The organism is Alcaligenes phenolicus (assembly GCF_032063905.1).
GTDB classification, from domain to species: Bacteria; Pseudomonadota; Gammaproteobacteria; order Burkholderiales; family Burkholderiaceae_B; genus Alcaligenes; species Alcaligenes phenolicus.
Map to the genome: position 1 here is coordinate 75,582 of NZ_DAMBOE010000006.1, position 15,576 is coordinate 91,157.

13 protein-coding genes are annotated in these 15,576 nt (G+C 56.4%); 9 read left to right on the forward strand and 4 right to left on the reverse strand.

Annotation, left to right across the window (positions count from 1 at the left end; all coding sequences use genetic code 11):
• Positions 1-34: 34 nt before the first annotated feature.
• The 5 genes from U2949_RS13165 to sorU all read left to right on the forward strand — a co-directional run bounded on the left by U2949_RS13165 (position 35) and on the right by sorU (position 6,894).
• Positions 35-1,300, forward strand: a complete 1,266-nt coding sequence (locus U2949_RS13165) for an RsmB/NOP family class I SAM-dependent RNA methyltransferase (RefSeq protein WP_045931823.1) — start codon at positions 35-37, stop codon at positions 1,298-1,300.
• A gap of 101 nt (positions 1,301-1,401) precedes the next feature.
• Positions 1,402-2,628: a DesA family fatty acid desaturase gene (locus tag U2949_RS13170; protein WP_026482877.1), complete on the forward strand. Its 1,227-nt coding sequence runs from the start codon at positions 1,402-1,404 to the stop codon at positions 2,626-2,628.
• Positions 2,625-4,919: a UvrD-helicase domain-containing protein gene (locus U2949_RS13175; RefSeq protein ID WP_321288199.1), complete on the forward strand. Its 2,295-nt coding sequence runs from the start codon at positions 2,625-2,627 to the stop codon at positions 4,917-4,919. The genes U2949_RS13170 and U2949_RS13175 overlap by 4 nt, the downstream gene beginning before the upstream one ends.
• Before the next feature lie 392 nt (positions 4,920-5,311).
• The gene (gene sorT, locus U2949_RS13180; protein ID WP_185776011.1) at positions 5,312-6,532 is read left to right on the forward strand and encodes a SorT family sulfite dehydrogenase catalytic subunit; all 1,221 of its coding nucleotides are present in this window, start codon (positions 5,312-5,314) and stop codon (positions 6,530-6,532) included.
• A gap of 53 nt (positions 6,533-6,585) precedes the next feature.
• A complete protein-coding gene (gene sorU / locus U2949_RS13185) occupies positions 6,586-6,894 on the forward strand; it encodes a SorU family sulfite dehydrogenase c-type cytochrome subunit (protein ID WP_052159170.1) in 309 nt (102 codons plus the stop codon).
• Between the two features lie 37 nt (positions 6,895-6,931).
• Here the strand turns inward: sorU and U2949_RS13190 are convergent, their stop codons facing one another.
• From U2949_RS13190 to U2949_RS13200, 3 genes are all read right to left on the reverse strand, one after another.
• Positions 6,932-8,878 carry a metallophosphoesterase family protein gene (locus U2949_RS13190; RefSeq protein WP_321288201.1) on the reverse strand — a complete coding sequence of 649 codons (1,947 nt, stop codon included), beginning with the start codon at positions 8,876-8,878 and terminating at the stop codon, positions 6,932-6,934.
• A gap of 191 nt (positions 8,879-9,069) precedes the next feature.
• Positions 9,070-9,447: a hypothetical protein gene (locus U2949_RS13195; protein ID WP_321288203.1), complete on the reverse strand. Its 378-nt coding sequence runs from the start codon at positions 9,445-9,447 to the stop codon at positions 9,070-9,072.
• Between the two features lie 23 nt (positions 9,448-9,470).
• Complete coding sequence (locus U2949_RS13200; protein WP_321288205.1) at positions 9,471-10,118, reverse strand: TetR/AcrR family transcriptional regulator C-terminal domain-containing protein; 648 nt, start codon at positions 10,116-10,118, stop codon at positions 9,471-9,473.
• Positions 10,119-10,216: 98 nt separating this feature from the next.
• On the opposite strand from U2949_RS13200, the gene U2949_RS13205 reads away from it, so the two are divergent.
• The 3 genes from U2949_RS13205 to U2949_RS13215 are packed head-to-tail and all read left to right on the forward strand — an operon-like array spanning position 10,217 to position 13,316.
• Positions 10,217-11,359, forward strand: a complete 1,143-nt coding sequence (locus tag U2949_RS13205) for an HlyD family secretion protein (RefSeq protein WP_257723163.1) — start codon at positions 10,217-10,219, stop codon at positions 11,357-11,359.
• A gap of 2 nt (positions 11,360-11,361) precedes the next feature.
• Entirely contained in the window at positions 11,362-12,888 is a 1,527-nt protein-coding gene (locus U2949_RS13210) for an MFS transporter (protein ID WP_321288208.1), read from the forward strand.
• 44 nt (positions 12,889-12,932) lie between these two features.
• On the forward strand, positions 12,933-13,316 hold the full coding sequence (locus tag U2949_RS13215) for a DUF4148 domain-containing protein (RefSeq protein WP_321288211.1): 384 nt from the start codon (positions 12,933-12,935) through the stop codon (positions 13,314-13,316).
• A 117-nt stretch (positions 13,317-13,433) separates the two neighbouring features.
• On the opposite strand, the gene U2949_RS13220 is transcribed toward U2949_RS13215, so the two are convergent.
• Positions 13,434-14,648: an arabinose transporter gene (locus U2949_RS13220; RefSeq protein ID WP_257723160.1), complete on the reverse strand. Its 1,215-nt coding sequence runs from the start codon at positions 14,646-14,648 to the stop codon at positions 13,434-13,436.
• A gap of 85 nt (positions 14,649-14,733) precedes the next feature.
• Here U2949_RS13220 and U2949_RS13225 point away from each other — a divergent pair, with 85 nt between their 5' ends.
• Complete coding sequence (locus U2949_RS13225; protein ID WP_257723159.1) at positions 14,734-15,375, forward strand: TetR/AcrR family transcriptional regulator; 642 nt, start codon at positions 14,734-14,736, stop codon at positions 15,373-15,375.
• Positions 15,376-15,576: the final 201 nt, after the last annotated feature.

Consider the following 15,576-nt stretch of genomic DNA (forward strand, 5'->3'; position numbering starts at 1 on the left):
CGACAAACCCTCGGGTCCACCCGAGCCGGGCGCAATGGCACAGCGCCGTCTGGAGCAGGTCTCCAGCGCCCTGGGTGAAGTTTTGCAGTGGAAGCATCCCGCCGACCTGGCTTTGACACGCTGGGCGCGTACACGCCCCAAAATGGGCTCGCGCGACCGTGCCGAGATTCGCGAAGCCGTGTTTGATGTGCTGCGCCACTTGCGTCAGTACCGTAACTGGGCGGAAAGCGGCGTAGGCCCGTCAACCCGTCGTCTGGCCATTCTGGGTCTGTCTACGGCTATTGGTCAGGAATCCCTGTCTTTGGGACTGACAGAAGAAGAGCGCCAGTGGCTGGGCCATATCCGCGCCCTGAATGTGGACGGTCTGCCAGTTGGCGTGCGCCTGAGCCTGCCCGAGTGGCTGGAAGAGCGTCTGAAAGAGATTCCGGATTCCTACAAGCTGATGGCCGCCATGAATGAGCAGGCCTTGCTGGATCTGCGCGTCAACCCCATGAAAGCCGAGCGCGATACTGTGTTGCGTCAGCTGCAAAACGGCCCTATGGCTCGTTTCAAACCGGTTGCCATGCCGTTTTCGCCTTGGGGTATCCGTATTGAAGGCCGTCCATCTGTCGCAGTATGGCCACAGTATGAGAAAGGCGAGCTGGAAATTCAGGAAGAGGGCAGCCAGTTGCTGACCGCCTTGCTGGAGCCTCGCCGTGGCGAGATGGTTATTGACTACTGCGCCGGTGCCGGTGGCAAATCCCTGCTGCTGGGTGCCTTGATGCGCTCTACAGGCCGTTTGTACGCTTTTGACGTGTCGGCAACCCGCTTGAACAAGGCCAAACCCCGCTTTGCGCGTGCTGGCCTGTCCAATGTGGTGCCTGTCGTGATTCAGGAAGCGGGCGACCAGCGTGTTCGCCGCCTGCATGGCAAGGCACAGCGTGTGTTGGTAGACGCTCCGTGCAGTGGATTGGGAACTTTGCGTCGAAATCCTGATCTTAAGTGGCGTCAACACCCACAAGCTCTGGAGCAGTACACTCAGATGCAGGCCGACATTCTGGAGCAAGCCGCGGCTTGTGTCGCACCAGGAGGTCGTTTGGTTTATGCAACATGTAGTTTCTTGCCTGAAGAAAACGAGCAGCAAGTGCAGGCATTCTTGGACAAACATCCCGAATTCAAACTGCTGGACGCCCGGGAAATCTTGAAGGACAAATGTCCGGCCCTCGCGCTAGAGGGGCCTTATTTGAATCTGCGCACGGACCGTCACCAAACCGACTGTTTCTTTGGTGCGGCACTTGAACGAATCACGGAAAGTGCTTGATTTAAAGCAAGTTCGTCCTTAAATAGTGTTATTGTTAACTGGTTAGGTGGGCTACACTTTTCCGGTTTCCCTTAACACAAAGATCAGGTCTAAAAGGGTCTATGCAATCGTTTCTTTCTTTTCTTGCTGACGGATGGCTGCAACTGTCTTGGTGGCAGCTCACTCTTGTCATTCTGGCGGTGACTCATGTCACTATTGTGTCAGTTACCGTATTTCTCCACCGCAGTCAGGCGCACCGCGGGCTGGACCTGCACCCTGCGCTGATGCATTTCTTCCGTTTCTGGCTCTGGATGACCACCGGTATGGTCACAAAAGAATGGGTTGCGATTCACCGCAAACACCATGCCAAATGCGAACGTGAAGGCGATCCCCATTCCCCTGTGGTCTTTGGTCTGGGCCAGGTGTTCTTTCGTGGTGCCGAACTGTACCGTCAGGAAGCCACCAACCCTGAAACCTTGAAGCGTTTCGGTCACGGCACGCCCGATGACTGGCTCGAGCGCAACCTGTACAGCAAATACAGCATGTTGGGTATTACCATCATGCTGGGTATTGATCTGTTCCTGTTCGGTCTGCTGGGTCTGACTGTCTGGGCTATCCAGATGGCCTGGATTCCTTTCTGGGCAGCCGGTGTGGTGAACGGTCTGGGTCACGCTATCGGTTACCGCAACTTTGCCAGCCCTGATACCAGCACCAACGTGTTCCCTTGGGGCATCATCATTGGTGGTGAAGAGCTGCACAACAATCACCACGCTTACGGTACGTCCGCCAAGTTCTCCAGCAAATGGTACGAATTTGACTTGGGTTGGTGCTACATCTCGGTGTTCAAGGCACTGGGTCTGGCCAAGGTCAAGAAGGTCGCTCCCAAGCTGCGTTTGGAGCCTAGCGTGCCTTCGAATGCTCCGCTGGAAGGCATCAGCCTGGCCACCTTGCAGGGCGTGATTACTCACCGCTACGAAATTCTGGCCCGCTATGCGGACATCATCAAAACCACGGCCTCGGAAGAGATCGCTCGTCTGAAGCCACAAGTGAACAAGGACAACCCGAATTGCTCCTGGTCCCTGCTGGAAAGCTGCAACGACTGGATCGGTCGCGGCGACGACGTTCTGGCTCCCGAGCAGCGCGCTGAACTGGAAACCGTAGCGGCTGGCGATTCCCGCCTGTCCATCCTGGTTCGCATGCAGCGTGAACTGGCCGGTATCTGGGAAAGCTCCAGTGCCTCCAGCGAGCAGTTGCTGTCCGACCTGCGCACCTGGTGCCAGCGCGCTCAGCAAAGTGGTATTGAAAGTCTTGAGCAGTTCGCCTTGCGTCTGCGCCGCTACGCGGCATGATGGATCGCTTAAACCCGGAACAGCGAGCCGCCGTTACTTTACCCTCTGGCCATGCCCTGGTGCTGGCCGGAGCGGGTAGCGGAAAAACCAGTGTACTGACCTCCCGAATGGCCTGGTTAATCCAGACCGGGCAGGTCAGCCCACATGGCCTTGCTGCTGTTACCTTCACCAATAAAGCCGCGCGCGAAATGCTGACGCGGCTTACTTCTTTATTGCCTATCGATACCCGCGGAATGTGGGTCGGGACCTTTCACGGCCTGTGCAATCGCCTGCTGCGTATGCATTACCGCGATGCCGGTCTGGTGCAGACGTTCCAGATTCTGGATACGGCAGATCAGTTGGCCTCCATCAAGCGTATGGTCAAGGCCAACAATGTGGATGACGAGAAATTTCCGCCCAAGGAAATTCAGAAGTTCATCAACGCCTGTAAAGAAGATGGCCAACGTCCTGGCGACCTGGAAGCGCACGACCCTCACCGCCGCCGCCTGATCGAGCTCTATCAGCTTTATCAAGAGCAGTGCGAACGTGAAGGGGTAGTGGACTTTGGCGAGCTGCTGCTGCGTGCCTACGAGCTGCTCTCACGCAATGCCCCGATTCGCGAGCATTATCAGCGCCGTTTCAAACACATTCTGGTCGACGAGTTTCAGGACACCAACGTGCTGCAGTATCGCTGGTTGCGTCTTTTGGCCGGTGATCAGGCCTGCATGTTTGCCGTGGGCGATGATGACCAGTCCATCTATGCTTTCCGTGGTGCGAATGTGGGCAATATGGCCGACTTCGAGCGCGACTATGCCCGTGGCAATGTGATACGCCTGGAGCAGAACTACCGTTCTTGCGGCCATATTCTGGATTCGGCCAACGCGCTGATCGAGAACAATAGCGGCCGTCTGGGCAAGAATTTATGGACCGATAGTGGCGAAGGCGAGCTGGTGCGCATCAGCGAACTGGCCTCGGATGCCCTGGAGGCTCAGTGGATTGTGGACGAAGTCCGCGCCCTGATTGCCGAAGGCAAGCCACGCCGTGAAATTGCCATCCTGTATCGCAGCAACGCCCAGTCCCGAGTGATTGAGCACAGACTGTTTTCCCAAGGCTTGCCCTACAAAGTGTATGGCGGCCACCGCTTTTTCGAGCGTCAGGAAATCAAGCACGTACTGGCTTACTTGCGTTTGATGGATAACGCGGACGATGACACCGCTTTCCTGCGCGTTGTGAATTTCCCGACTCGCGGTATTGGCGCTCGCTCTGTGGAGCAGCTGGCTGATCTGGCGCGCGAGCGCAGTACCAGCTTGTTGCGTGCAATTCCCTATTTGCAAGGGCGCGCGGCTGCCAGCTTGATGCGTTTCTCGAACCTGATTCAGGATATGGCCAGCCAGGCGCAGATCCTGTCCTTGCCCGAGCTGATTGAGCACGTTGTCCACGACAGTACCTTGCTGGCCCATTACCAGGCCGACCGCGAAGGTGCTGAGCGGCTGGAAAACTTGCAGGAATTGGTCAACGCAGCCACGGTGTTTGTGGGTGAAGAAGGCTTTGCCGAGCTGCCCGCAGGTCGAGTCCCTGAAGCAGTGGCGGGCGAGTCCGAGCAGGCTATGCAGAACCCGGATCAACCGGCTGCCTCTGTGCTGGCTCCCATGTCGCCTTTGGGCTCTTTCCTGACCCATGCTTCTCTGGAAGCAGGGGATAATCAGGCCCAGGCTGGTCAGGACGCCATTCAGTTGATGACGATCCACGCAGCCAAAGGTCTGGAGTTCGATGCCGTCTTCATTACTGGTTTGGAAGAGGGCTTGTTCCCGCATGAGAACAGCTTGTTCGACCCCGGTGGAATTGAGGAAGAGCGTCGTTTGATGTACGTGGCGATTACGCGGGCGCGTCAGCGACTGTACATCACTCTGGCGCAAAGCCGCATGTTGCACGGCCAGACGCGTTACGCCATGCGTTCGCGCTTTCTGGAAGAGTTGCCGGAGCAACACATTAAATGGTTGTCGGCCCGCTATACCAGCTCGTCCATGCAGTCAGAGGCCAGTTCGGGTGCCTTCCGTCGTGGTCAAAGCTGGGAGTCCAAGGACAAGAGCTATTCGGCCCAGCCTTACGGCGGTCGCAGTCACACCAGCGTGCTGGAAGTGAATGGCCAGACTTTCCGGGTGGGGCAAGGGGTGCATCACAACCGCTTTGGTGAAGGCACCATTATTAATCTGACGGGCCAGGGCGACGATGCCCAGGCCTTGATTCAGTTCCGTGAAGTCGGCAGCAAGACTTTGGCCTTGGCCATTGCCAAACTGGATCCTGTTAGCTAAAAAGCGAAGCGAATACTGAGTTAGTCAATCGCAGTTTGAAGGCCCCCGGAAACTCCGGGGGCTTTTTTTTTGGCCGCACAAAGCCATGGGAGTTTTCAAACAGACACGTTTTTTTGCCTGGTTTTTGCATCAAGCAGTTCAATTCTCCTGCTCCTCATTCTTGGTTTCGTCGCCTCTCAAGAAAAAATTCATGTTTTATTTCCTGTTTTTGACAGGAGGAAGGTGTGTTCGGAAACCTTTGCTGTATGCGGGTTTCCTGTTTTTAGTATTCTTCTTTTAGCTGCTATATGAGCGTTATATATAAGGGTTATAGATTCTAGTTATAAAGATAGTGCCCCCATAAAATCGAAGCCTAAATTAATTACAGATAACAAACACACATGGAGGCGATCATGGAACCTAGCAATCTCTCGCGCCGACGCATGCTTTTGTCCACGGGCGGAGTCATGGCTTTGGCGGGAACGGCAAGCCTGACACCCTTGTCAGCGGCACTGGCTCAGGAAAAGGCAAAAACGCAGGCTAAAGCCTTGCCAGCCTATGCATCCTGGAAACATGCCGACAGCTTGATCGTGCACAGTGCCAATACCATTGAAACCAAGCGCAGCGCGTTTGGTTCGGGTCTGATTACACCGCTGGACCGCTTGTTCGTGCGCAATAACGTCGCCCCTCCGTCTGAGCAGATCGTCGCCGATCCAGACGCATGGGTATTGGCGATCAAGGGCGTAAAGAATCCTAAAGACATGACCGTGGCCGAGCTGAAACGCCTGGGTCTGGTCGCCGTACCCATGGTGCTGCAGTGCTCCGGTAACGGTCGTGCTTTTTTCCCCGAGAAACCCAGCGGTACACAGTGGACCGTAGGCGCAGCAGGCTGTGTGGTCTTTACTGGCGTGCCGATCAAGGCTGTGCTGGAGGCTGTCGGTGGCATGGAAGAGGGTGCCAAGTACATGACCGGTCAAGGCGGCGAGGAGATTCCTCAGGGACTGGACCCGAACACCATCATGGTGGAACGTTCGATTCCGCTGGAAGCCATTGATGACGCGATTCTGGCCTGGGAAATCAATGGTCAGCCTATCCCTCTGGCCCACGGCGGCCCCTTGCGCTTGGTCGTGCCGGGTTACACCGGGGTCAATAACGTCAAGTACATCAAGCAGCTGGCGTTTACCAAGGAGCAGTCTGCCGCCAACATTCAGCAAAACAGCTACCGCCTGGCGCCAGTGGGTGAAAAATCCAACCCGAATCAGGAATCGGTTTGGGAAATGCCCGTCAAATCCTGGGTGACCAGCCCCAGCGGCGAGCCGGGTGAGGAGCTCAAGGCCGGCAAGGTACAGATCCAGGGCTTGGCCTTTGGGGGCATGACGGCAGCCAAAGAGGTGGAAGTGTCCGTGGATGGCGGCAAGAACTGGGTGAAAGCGACGTTTGTGGGCCCTGATCTGGGCAAATATGCGTGGCGTCAGTTCGTTGTGGGCGTGGACCTGAAACCGGGCAAGTACGAGATTGCCAGTCGCGCGACCAGCGAAGCAGGCACGGTACAGCCTGAAGAGCGTGTAGCCAATAACCGTGGCTATTTGAACAATAGCTGGCGCGACCACATGCTGGCTGTCACGGTAGTTTAAGTCTTGAATGTTGTACCCGCCCCGTCAGCTCGGGGCGGTTATGGAAGGGAATCATGAAGAAATATCTCGTTGCTGCAGTATCTGTATTTGTTTTCAGTACCCAGGCTTACGCTCAGGAGCAAGGCAAGGAACTGTTTCTGACAGGCGCCAAGCCCATTGCCTGTGCGGTCTGTCATACCTTGGCTGACGCGGGTTCAGCCGGGGCCATCGGTCCGGATCTGGATGAACTCAAGCCGGGCAAGGAGCAGATCCTGAAGGTCATGAAAGAAGGCATGGGTGCCATGCCTTCTTTTGCTCAAACCATGAGTGACGAAGAGCGTGATGCTGTCGCCACCTATGTCAGCTCTGTAGCGGGTCAATAAGTCCTGCTGTTGCCCTTGTAGTCAGGCACTGGCCGCCTTACCGATTTTGCTCCTGATCAGGGTGCAGAAATTCGGTAGGCGGCTTTTTGTTGGCATTGTGATGCAGGATGCGGGCAGGGCGACCCTCTTCATCCAGCCAGATCTGGCCAATGCCGGAACCATTCCAGACGCGCTCTCCATGCTTGCGCTGATTTGGCAGACGTGGGCTGATGCTCAGGTCACGGCGTTGCGTAAACCAGTTAAGGGGAGAGCGGGGGGAATAGAGCCAGCGGTTAAGCCGATCCAGCCAGTTCAGCAGCCCCTCCGGAAATTCGTTCTTGATGCCGCTGCTGGTCACTTGCCAGATATGCGGGATATGTTTGCTGTGGCGTACCTGCACATCGTAGACGAAGGAGTAGTGCACATCTCCGGACAAAATCACGTAGTTACCGGGAGTGCGCGAATGCCTGAAGATATTCAGCATGGTATTGGCGGCCCCCCGGTGAGCCATCCAGTTCTCGGCATCCACCGTCAGAGCAAAGCCTGCGTAGGTACAGATTCGTTGAATGACCTCGATCAGCTTGACGCCGAACATGGGCGTGGGTGACACAATCACGGCGGCACGCTCGTCCAGCAACTCGTGCTGCAGCTCGGTCAAGGACTCCCAATCCATCAAACCGGAAGGGCGGCTTGGCATGCGGCGGTTATGCCATCGGCGCGTGCGTGTATCAAGCACAATCAGCGTGGGCTGGGTGCGCAGCACATAGTCCCACTGACGAAACTCCAGCAACTCCTTGATGAGCGTGTCCTGTGTGTGGTGTTCAAGACGTTGATGCTCATCGGGCGATTGGGTCCAGACGGTGACCGTGTCCAGCATGGACTCAAAGACCTCGGGGCGGTTGCCCCAGGCCTGACACAACATATACGCCACCAGGGCATTGCCCACGATCTGTCGTGAAAAAGGATGGCCGTAGGCGACGCTTTCCCATTTGGCAGACAGATTCCAGTCATCGGTGATGTCGTGGTCGTCAAAAATCATCAGGGTTTGCACATGCGCCAACAAACGGGCTGCCTGGGGCAAATCCTGACGGAAGCCTTGCAGAGCGGCCGCTTCACGTTCCCAGCGTTGCTGATGTTTGGGTTCCAGAGCCGGGGGAGTGGGCTCGGCAATGCTTTGCCAGGGAATGGGGGACCAGACCAGCAAGTACATGGCAAAGACTTCAGCCAGCGTCACCAAATGGTTGTGGGCATTGGCGGTGGTGAAAATCGGCTTTTCTACGCCACCAAAAAAACGCTCACGCAGATCTTCGTTGGATTTAAAAGCCGGCAGCAAATCTGCGCGCCGGTAATAACTGGCAGGATGTCGATAAAGAGATTCGCTATCCGAGACAACCGCGCCTTCCAGATATTCTCCATACAAGCCTAGTCGCTCGATCAGGGAGTGAATGGCCGCCAGCATGGGGCCTGCCACATCGTCGGCATAGACCTGATCCCCGGACAGCATGAGCAGGGCTGGTCGGGCATGGGCCTGAGTGATGCGTTCGCTCAGTACCGTGTCAGCCTGTGCCAAGCCATCACGGGAGGCGTGATGAGGTTTGCGGCAGGAACCAAACATCAGATTATCGGCGCGGCTGGCCAACACAAAATTGGGCCGGGTCTGTCCCTGATGCAATAAATGGGGGGACCAGTCTGCGATCCCTTGTTCCGTTCCGCTGGCTGTTGAGTGGATCAGATCGTAGTGCACCAGCGTGTCCTGGGGAAGCGGGGCGCTAAGTGCTACATCAATGAAATGAATAAAGGCATGCTTGCCCAGCTGAACAATCCGGCATTGAGCGGTATCCAGAGGGATACGTTGAGGAGGACAGCCTTCCGGCTCCAGAATTAAATCCAGGGACAAGCTGGAACTGCCGACCAGCCAGAGGACTAAACGCTGGGAATCCAGGCGACGCAGAATAGGGCCCGCAAGTACCGGGGGCAAGTTGGAAGAAGGTTGGGAGAGACTCAAACGGGTAACAGCCAGAATCAGAAAAGACAATGGACAGCGTAGAGCGCAGAAAGTTGCAGTTCCAGCTTCGTTAGTGGAGCAATCTGTGTAGCGGAATGTTGGATAGATGGAATAAGAACAAGCAGGGCCACCTGTAATCAGTGGCCCTGTCTTGTCTGGCGGGTCCGCGCTTTACGATGTAACCGCGCTGCTTAGTGGTTTACCATTTCAGGCTTGATTTCCAGAAATGCCGCCACTTGTGCGTCCAGATCGCCCTCATGAACGACGCGTATCGGAAAGCCGAATTTCTCGCTTAAAGGGGCGACAAAGGCATTCAGGGAAAAGGCCATCAAGGCATTGCTCACGACAACCAGGCTGGCGGCACAGGAGGTGCTCAAGCGGCTGCGGTTGTCCTTGATCCATTGCGAGAACTCCTCCTTGTCCGAACTATCCTCTGCGCCGGGCAGCTCTCGGGTCAGCAAGACAAAGCGCTGCCCTTGATCCAGCAAGGTTTCCAGCTCCTCTTTCCAATTGGAAGGGGCGCTGTTCGAGATCCAGATACGGGGGAATTCCTGTGTGGCAACGTGCATGTGCGGGTCCTGAGAATGTCTGTTTATGATTCGTTTTGAATGCGCTGCTTTGTACCATCAATCAACAGGTTCAGGCCAGTGATAAAACGGCCCGTAAAGTCATCGGAAAAAATCGCCTCACGTGCCTGCCAGTTGCTGGGGTACTTTTCTTGAGCCAATTCTAAAAAAGCCTGTTTGCGTAAAGACAGGTCCAATGTGCTGCCAGGCCCCAGAGCCTGTTCTTCCATGACAAAACCCAGAATGTAGTAAATCAGGCTAAAGCTGGCCTCGGCAGCAAATTGGCTGTCTGCGCCTGCCTGCATGAAAGCGGACAAAAAGGCTTCGCTGGTGCGCAGCACATTGTCGGTGACTACATAGGTACCCGCAAAAACGCGAGCGCCGTCTCGTCTTTGCAACAGGGCCTGCCGAAACTCCAGACCCAGATGCCGAACTTGTTCATCCCAGGCTTGGTTGCTTGGGCTGTGTCGTGCCACGTTTTCTACCAGCGCGTCAGCCATGCCATCAATCAAGGCTTGCTTGGCATTGAAGTGCCAATACAGCGAGGGGGCCTGGATGTTCAGGGCCTGAGCCAGCTTGCGCAAAGTCAGGCCTTCCAGCCCCTCCTGGTCCAGCAAGTCCAGCGCTGTCTGGATGATGTGTTCACGTTGAATACGGGGCGCTTTTGTTGCCATGTTCTCTCCGATATTTTCAGCCTAACGCTGTTAGTGTATCATCCACTCATAGACTAACGGTGTTAGGTTGTGATTTTTGATTGGGTAGGAATACGGTAATGAGCACATCAACAACTTCGACGGAACGCAAAGTGCTGGGCTTGCGGCTGGCTCCTTGGCTGGGGTGTTTGGCCATTGTTGGGCTGCTTGTGCTGGCGACCACTCAGTGGAATGAGTGGACCAGTAGCCGGCGTATACAGAGCACCCAGAATGCCTACGTGAAATCCGATTTTGCGGTGCTCAGTGCCAAGGTCTCGGGCTACGTGAAAGCTCTGCCTTTGGGGGACTATGAGCGAGTCCAGGCGGGAGATTTGATTGCGCAGATTGATCCGGCTGATTACGAGTGGGCCGTGGCGGCTGCGCAAGCCGATCAGTCCAAGGCGCAGGCCAATCTGGACAATCTGGATGGTGAAATTGCACAGCAGCAAGCGCGTATTAAAGAGGCGCAAGCCAAATTGCGCTCCGTGCAGGTGCGTGTGCGGCAATACCGCAATAATCCGTCGCGTCAGGCAAGGCTGGTCAAGGAAGGCGCTTTGTCGCGCCAGGGTTATGAAAATGCCCAGGCGGATCTGGACGAAGCCATCAGCCAAGGAGAAGCCGCGGCGGCGCAAGTGGAGCTGGCGAAACACTCCTTGAAAGTGCTGCAAGGCCAGCGGGCGATACGTAGCGCTGATCTGAAATCGGCTCAAGCGGCGCTGGAGTCGGCGCGTCGCAATTTGGGCTATACGCGGATTGTGGCTCCTTTTGATGGGGTCTTGAACAAACGCCATGTGCAGGTTGGCAGCTTGCTCAGTCCAGGCACGCAGATTGTCTCCATCGTTCCTTTAGAACAGGCCTATGTGCTTGCAAACTATAAGGAAACGCAGCTTGCGCATGTGCAGCCTGGGCAGCCGGTGGAGTTGACTGTGGATGGCCTGCCCGGTGGCAGCTGGCGGGGGCGCGTAGTAGAGATTGCACCCATGAGCGGGGCCGAGTCTTCCTTATTGCCTGCCGATAATGCCTCCGGGAATTTCACCAAAGTGGTGCAGCGCATACCAGTGCGTATTGAGCTGGAGCCGGGCCAGGCACGGTTGGAGCGTCTGCGCCCTGGTATGTCGGCTCAGGCCAAAATCGATACGGCGGGTTCCCACGTCGCGGCTTATGACATGCCGGGTTTGAAACAGACTCGTCAGCTGGCCGTCGTTCGGGCTCAGGAGGGCTGACCATGCCGTTCTCCAGGCTGATGGCTAATACGCAAACCGCACGCCCCGTCCTGACTGTGATGGCGATCTTTCTGGGCGCGGTCTTGACCACCGTGCAAGGGCGTCTGTTTTCCGCTGCCTTGCCGGACTTGGGCGGCCAGTTTGGCTTGGATGTGCTGGAGGCGGCCTGGTTGGGAACGGCCTTGAATGCGGCGCAGTTGATCTCCATGCCGATTGCGCCGTGGCTGGCAACCGTAATCGGGCCGACCCGGGTACTGCTGGTGCCCAGCCTGCTGTTGGGCTTGGCCGCCTTTTTGATCCCTTTCTTTGCCCATCATTACCCCGTCTTGTTGAGCCTGCACGGATTGGCCGGACTTTGCCTGGGGATTTACCTGCCACTGACGATGTCCCTGGCTTTGCGCAGCGTGCACCCTCGGCTTTGGCTAGCTGTCATGGCAGCGTACAGCTTGCGTGTGTCAACCGGCATGGATGCGGGCTATGGCACATCCGGTTTTTTACTGGAGGAGTTCAGTTGGCATTGGGTGTATTGGCCCACTGCTTTTGTGGGGCCAGTGATTGCGTTTCTGGCCTGGAAAGCCATGCCGTTGACGCCTATAGATCGCGACCAATTGCAAAACGCCGATTGGGGCGGGATGGCCTTGTTTTGTACGGGTTTGGTGCTGGCCTTTGTAGGGATAGAGTCCGCGGAACGGTTGGGCTGGACTGATTCCGGTCTGGTTGTTTCTGCTTTGCTCGGTGGCGTGGTGCTTGTGGCGGCCGCGATAGGACGTGGCATGCGCAGGCAGAACTCCTTTGCCAGCCTGATGGCTTTGAGCAATCGAAATATCCGTGTGTGCCTGATTATTGCCTGCCTGTTCGGCGTGTTGATGACACCGACGTCTTTGCTGATCCCCAGCTTTCTGAGCCAGATGGGGGACTTGAAGCCCCTGCAAGCGGGTGCTGCCACCTGGATTGCGTTTGGGGCTTACCTGGCCTCGACTCCGCTGGCGATCTATCTGGCTCGACGTCTTGAGCCACGCCTGATGATGATTCTCGGTTTAGGCATCATCGCCTTCACCGCCTGGCTGGGAACTCATATTAGCCACGACTGGCGTGTGGAGCAGTTTGTTTCGATCCTGATTTTGCAGTCTGTGGGCGAGAGCACCATGTTGATCGGTTTGATCGCTGCTTTTGTGACCAATCTGAATCCTCAACATGGGGTGGCTTTGGGTGTGTATGTCCCCATTGCTCGTGTCTTTACGCCTGTTGCCGCCGCCACGCTGGTTTCTACCTGGCTGCGCATGGCAGGCGATATCAGCCGTAGCAGTCTGAGTAGCCATCTTGTAGAGGGTGACCCTCTGGTTATGGAGCGGGCTTCGGACGGCGTGGCCGCCTTGGCTCGCATTCTGGCTCGTGAATCGCAGGTCGCTGCGCAGATCAGCGCCTACAACCTGGTGTTTTGGTGCAGCTTGCTGGCCTTGTGCCTGGCCGTGCTGCTGCGTTCTTCACCCCCCAATCCCATCGCGCCTCCCTTTGTTCGACCTGCTTAGGTCCAGGCGGAGAGGCGGCTTTTTTTTAATCAAGGAGATTCATTATGAAATTAGGTTTATGGACATTGGCTTGCACGGCTTTGATCGCTTCAAGCTCTGCTTGGGCGGCTGACGGAACTGCACAGGTGCAGGGCCAGAGCTACAGCAAGAGTCGCGCCCAGGTTGTGCAGGAATTGGAGCAAGCTCGGAAACAGGGATTGATCAGTGTCGCTGCGCATGGTTACCCCAAAGTCCCACAAGGTCCGGCTAAAACGCGCGCTCAGGTGGTTCAGGAGTTGCAGGAGGCCCAACAAGCCGGCTTGCTGGATTTTGCAGACGATGAATATCCAGTCCTGCCTGCGGGCAGTGCTCATAAGACGCGTCAGCAAGTTGTGCAGGAGCTGGAACAAGCCAGAAAACAGGGCCGCCTTTTGTATGTAGCCCCATAAAGCTGTCTTGAGCAGTCTTTGCGGTACTTTGTCTAAGGTTTAAAAAGGGACTGAGGCTGCCTAACGGCAAGCTCAGTCCCTTTTCCTTTTATGAAATTGCTTTCGCGGGAACGGGTTTTAAACCTGGGCTATAGGATGACGCATCAAACGCAGCGCCACCAGTACAGACAAGCTAACGACCACTGCACTGAACAGATAAATCGCTTCCAGCCCCCAGGTTTCGGCGACTGCGCCCAGGGCAGGGCCGGTGATACCCAAAGAGATGTCCAGAAAGGCGACGTAGGCACCCATGGCAACACCTCGGCTCTCGGGTGGTGCGCGACGTACGGCCTCGACACCAAAACCAGGAAAGGCCAGGGAGTAGCCCCATCCGGTCAAGGCTGCACCCAGGTACGCAATGGCAGGGCTGTGGGCACCCCAGATCAGCAAGAGACCCACTGCTTCCACCAGCACGCATAGCAAAGCGACGCGTGCCCCGCCCAGCTTGTCAGGCAGATGCCCAAAGAACATGCGCGCAGCAATGAAGGCAAGCCCAAAGGCAGTGAATGCCAGCGAAGCATTGCCCCAGTTGCGATCAGCAAAGAGCAGGGCAATAAAGGCGGTCAGACTACCAAAACCGACACTGCACAGCAGCAAGCCCATACCAGCGCCCCAGACCAGCCCCAGGACTTGGTAGAAAGGGGTGCGACGCAGCGCAGTCGGGGCGGTGGCGCGGACCTTAAGTAGCATTACCAGGGAAATTAAAGGCAACAGCGTGACGGCGACGGCGATACCGTTAAAACCGTAATCTTGGTTCACCACAACACCCAGAGGGGCGCCGACGGCGTAGGCGCCGTACATGGCCACACCCACCCAGGCCATGACTTTGCCTGCATTTTGCGGGCCAACCAGGCTGATGCCCCAGCTTAGGGCTCCCGTTACGATCAGGCTTTCACCGCAGCCCAGCAGGATACGACCAATCACCAGTACCCAGACCGACAGGGTGGGTGTGCTGACAAAGCTTAAAGAAGCCAGGTAGGCCAGGCCGGACAAGCACATCACCATCAGGCCCAGCATGACGGCGTGCTTGGAGCCTTGCGTATCGGCCAGATTCCCGGCCCAAGCACGGGAGAGTAAAGCGGCTGCAAATTGAACACCGATAACCAGTCCCACGACCAGCGTGCTCATCTCCAGCACATTGTGTACATGCAAGGGCAGTACGGGCAGGGGCAGCCCGATACTTAGAAAACTGACGAACACGGCCAGCGTGATAGGCAGCAGCGTTAAGAAGATATGGGCGACAGGTGGCGACTGCGCCTTCGAGGTGGCTTGCGCCGAATTGGGTACAGACATGAAACACTCCAAACATGAGTAATTGCTCGATATTTGAGATAATATGAATAATTGCTCACATCGAAAACTCGCATTCGGAGTCCCTATGCAAACGCTTCCTCAAGCCCGTCGTATCCCGCGTCAAAGCCGTTCCCGGGCTTTGGTGGAGGCGATTTTGGAGGCAACGGCTCGCGTTTTGTCCGAGCGTGGCTATGCCGGCACCAATACCAATGTGGTCGCGGAAGTGGCTGGAGTTAGCGTGGGCTCGGTGTATCAGTACTTCCCGAACAAGGATTCCCTGATTGCAGCCTTGCATGAACGCCATGCCTTGCAGATGAACACCGCCATGGAAAGCAGTCTGGCCGGTACGCAGTCTTTAGGGTTGCGGGGGCGTTTGAGTGATTTGGTGAAAGCCTGGTTGGCGGCCCATCGGGTGGACCCGGAGTTGCACCGGGTGCTGGAAAAGGATTTTCCTTTTTTTGACGCGCCAGCTAGCGAGAGCCAGGCCGATCAAAGTATTCGTGACCGCATTCGTCAGCTGTTGGAGGAGCACCGTAGCGAGGTTGCCCCGAAGGATCTGGATTTAGCCACCTGGGTGGTGATGCAAAGTCTGGAGTCTCTGATTCATGGTGCGATCATTCCGCCCGGTGTGCCGTATCCACCGGAGCAGGTGGAAGAGGCCATTGTGGACTTGCTGTGTGGATATTTGGGCTGTGCGAGCCGTGGGAATGGGGGTGAAGGGAGCTGAGTTGTCGAGCCGGTTCTCGAGTGAGCTTTGGCTCATATGAGTTTGCTGTTTGCTGGTCGGAATCACCTTCGCTAAGGTATGCAGTGGACGATGTACTGCATCAAAACGAAGGATGAGGGAGCATTGCCAGCTTTACGAGTGTATATTCCCGGTGCTCAGGGGCCTGCCTCAGATCCCCAGGTGTCAGTAAACAGGTGCCAG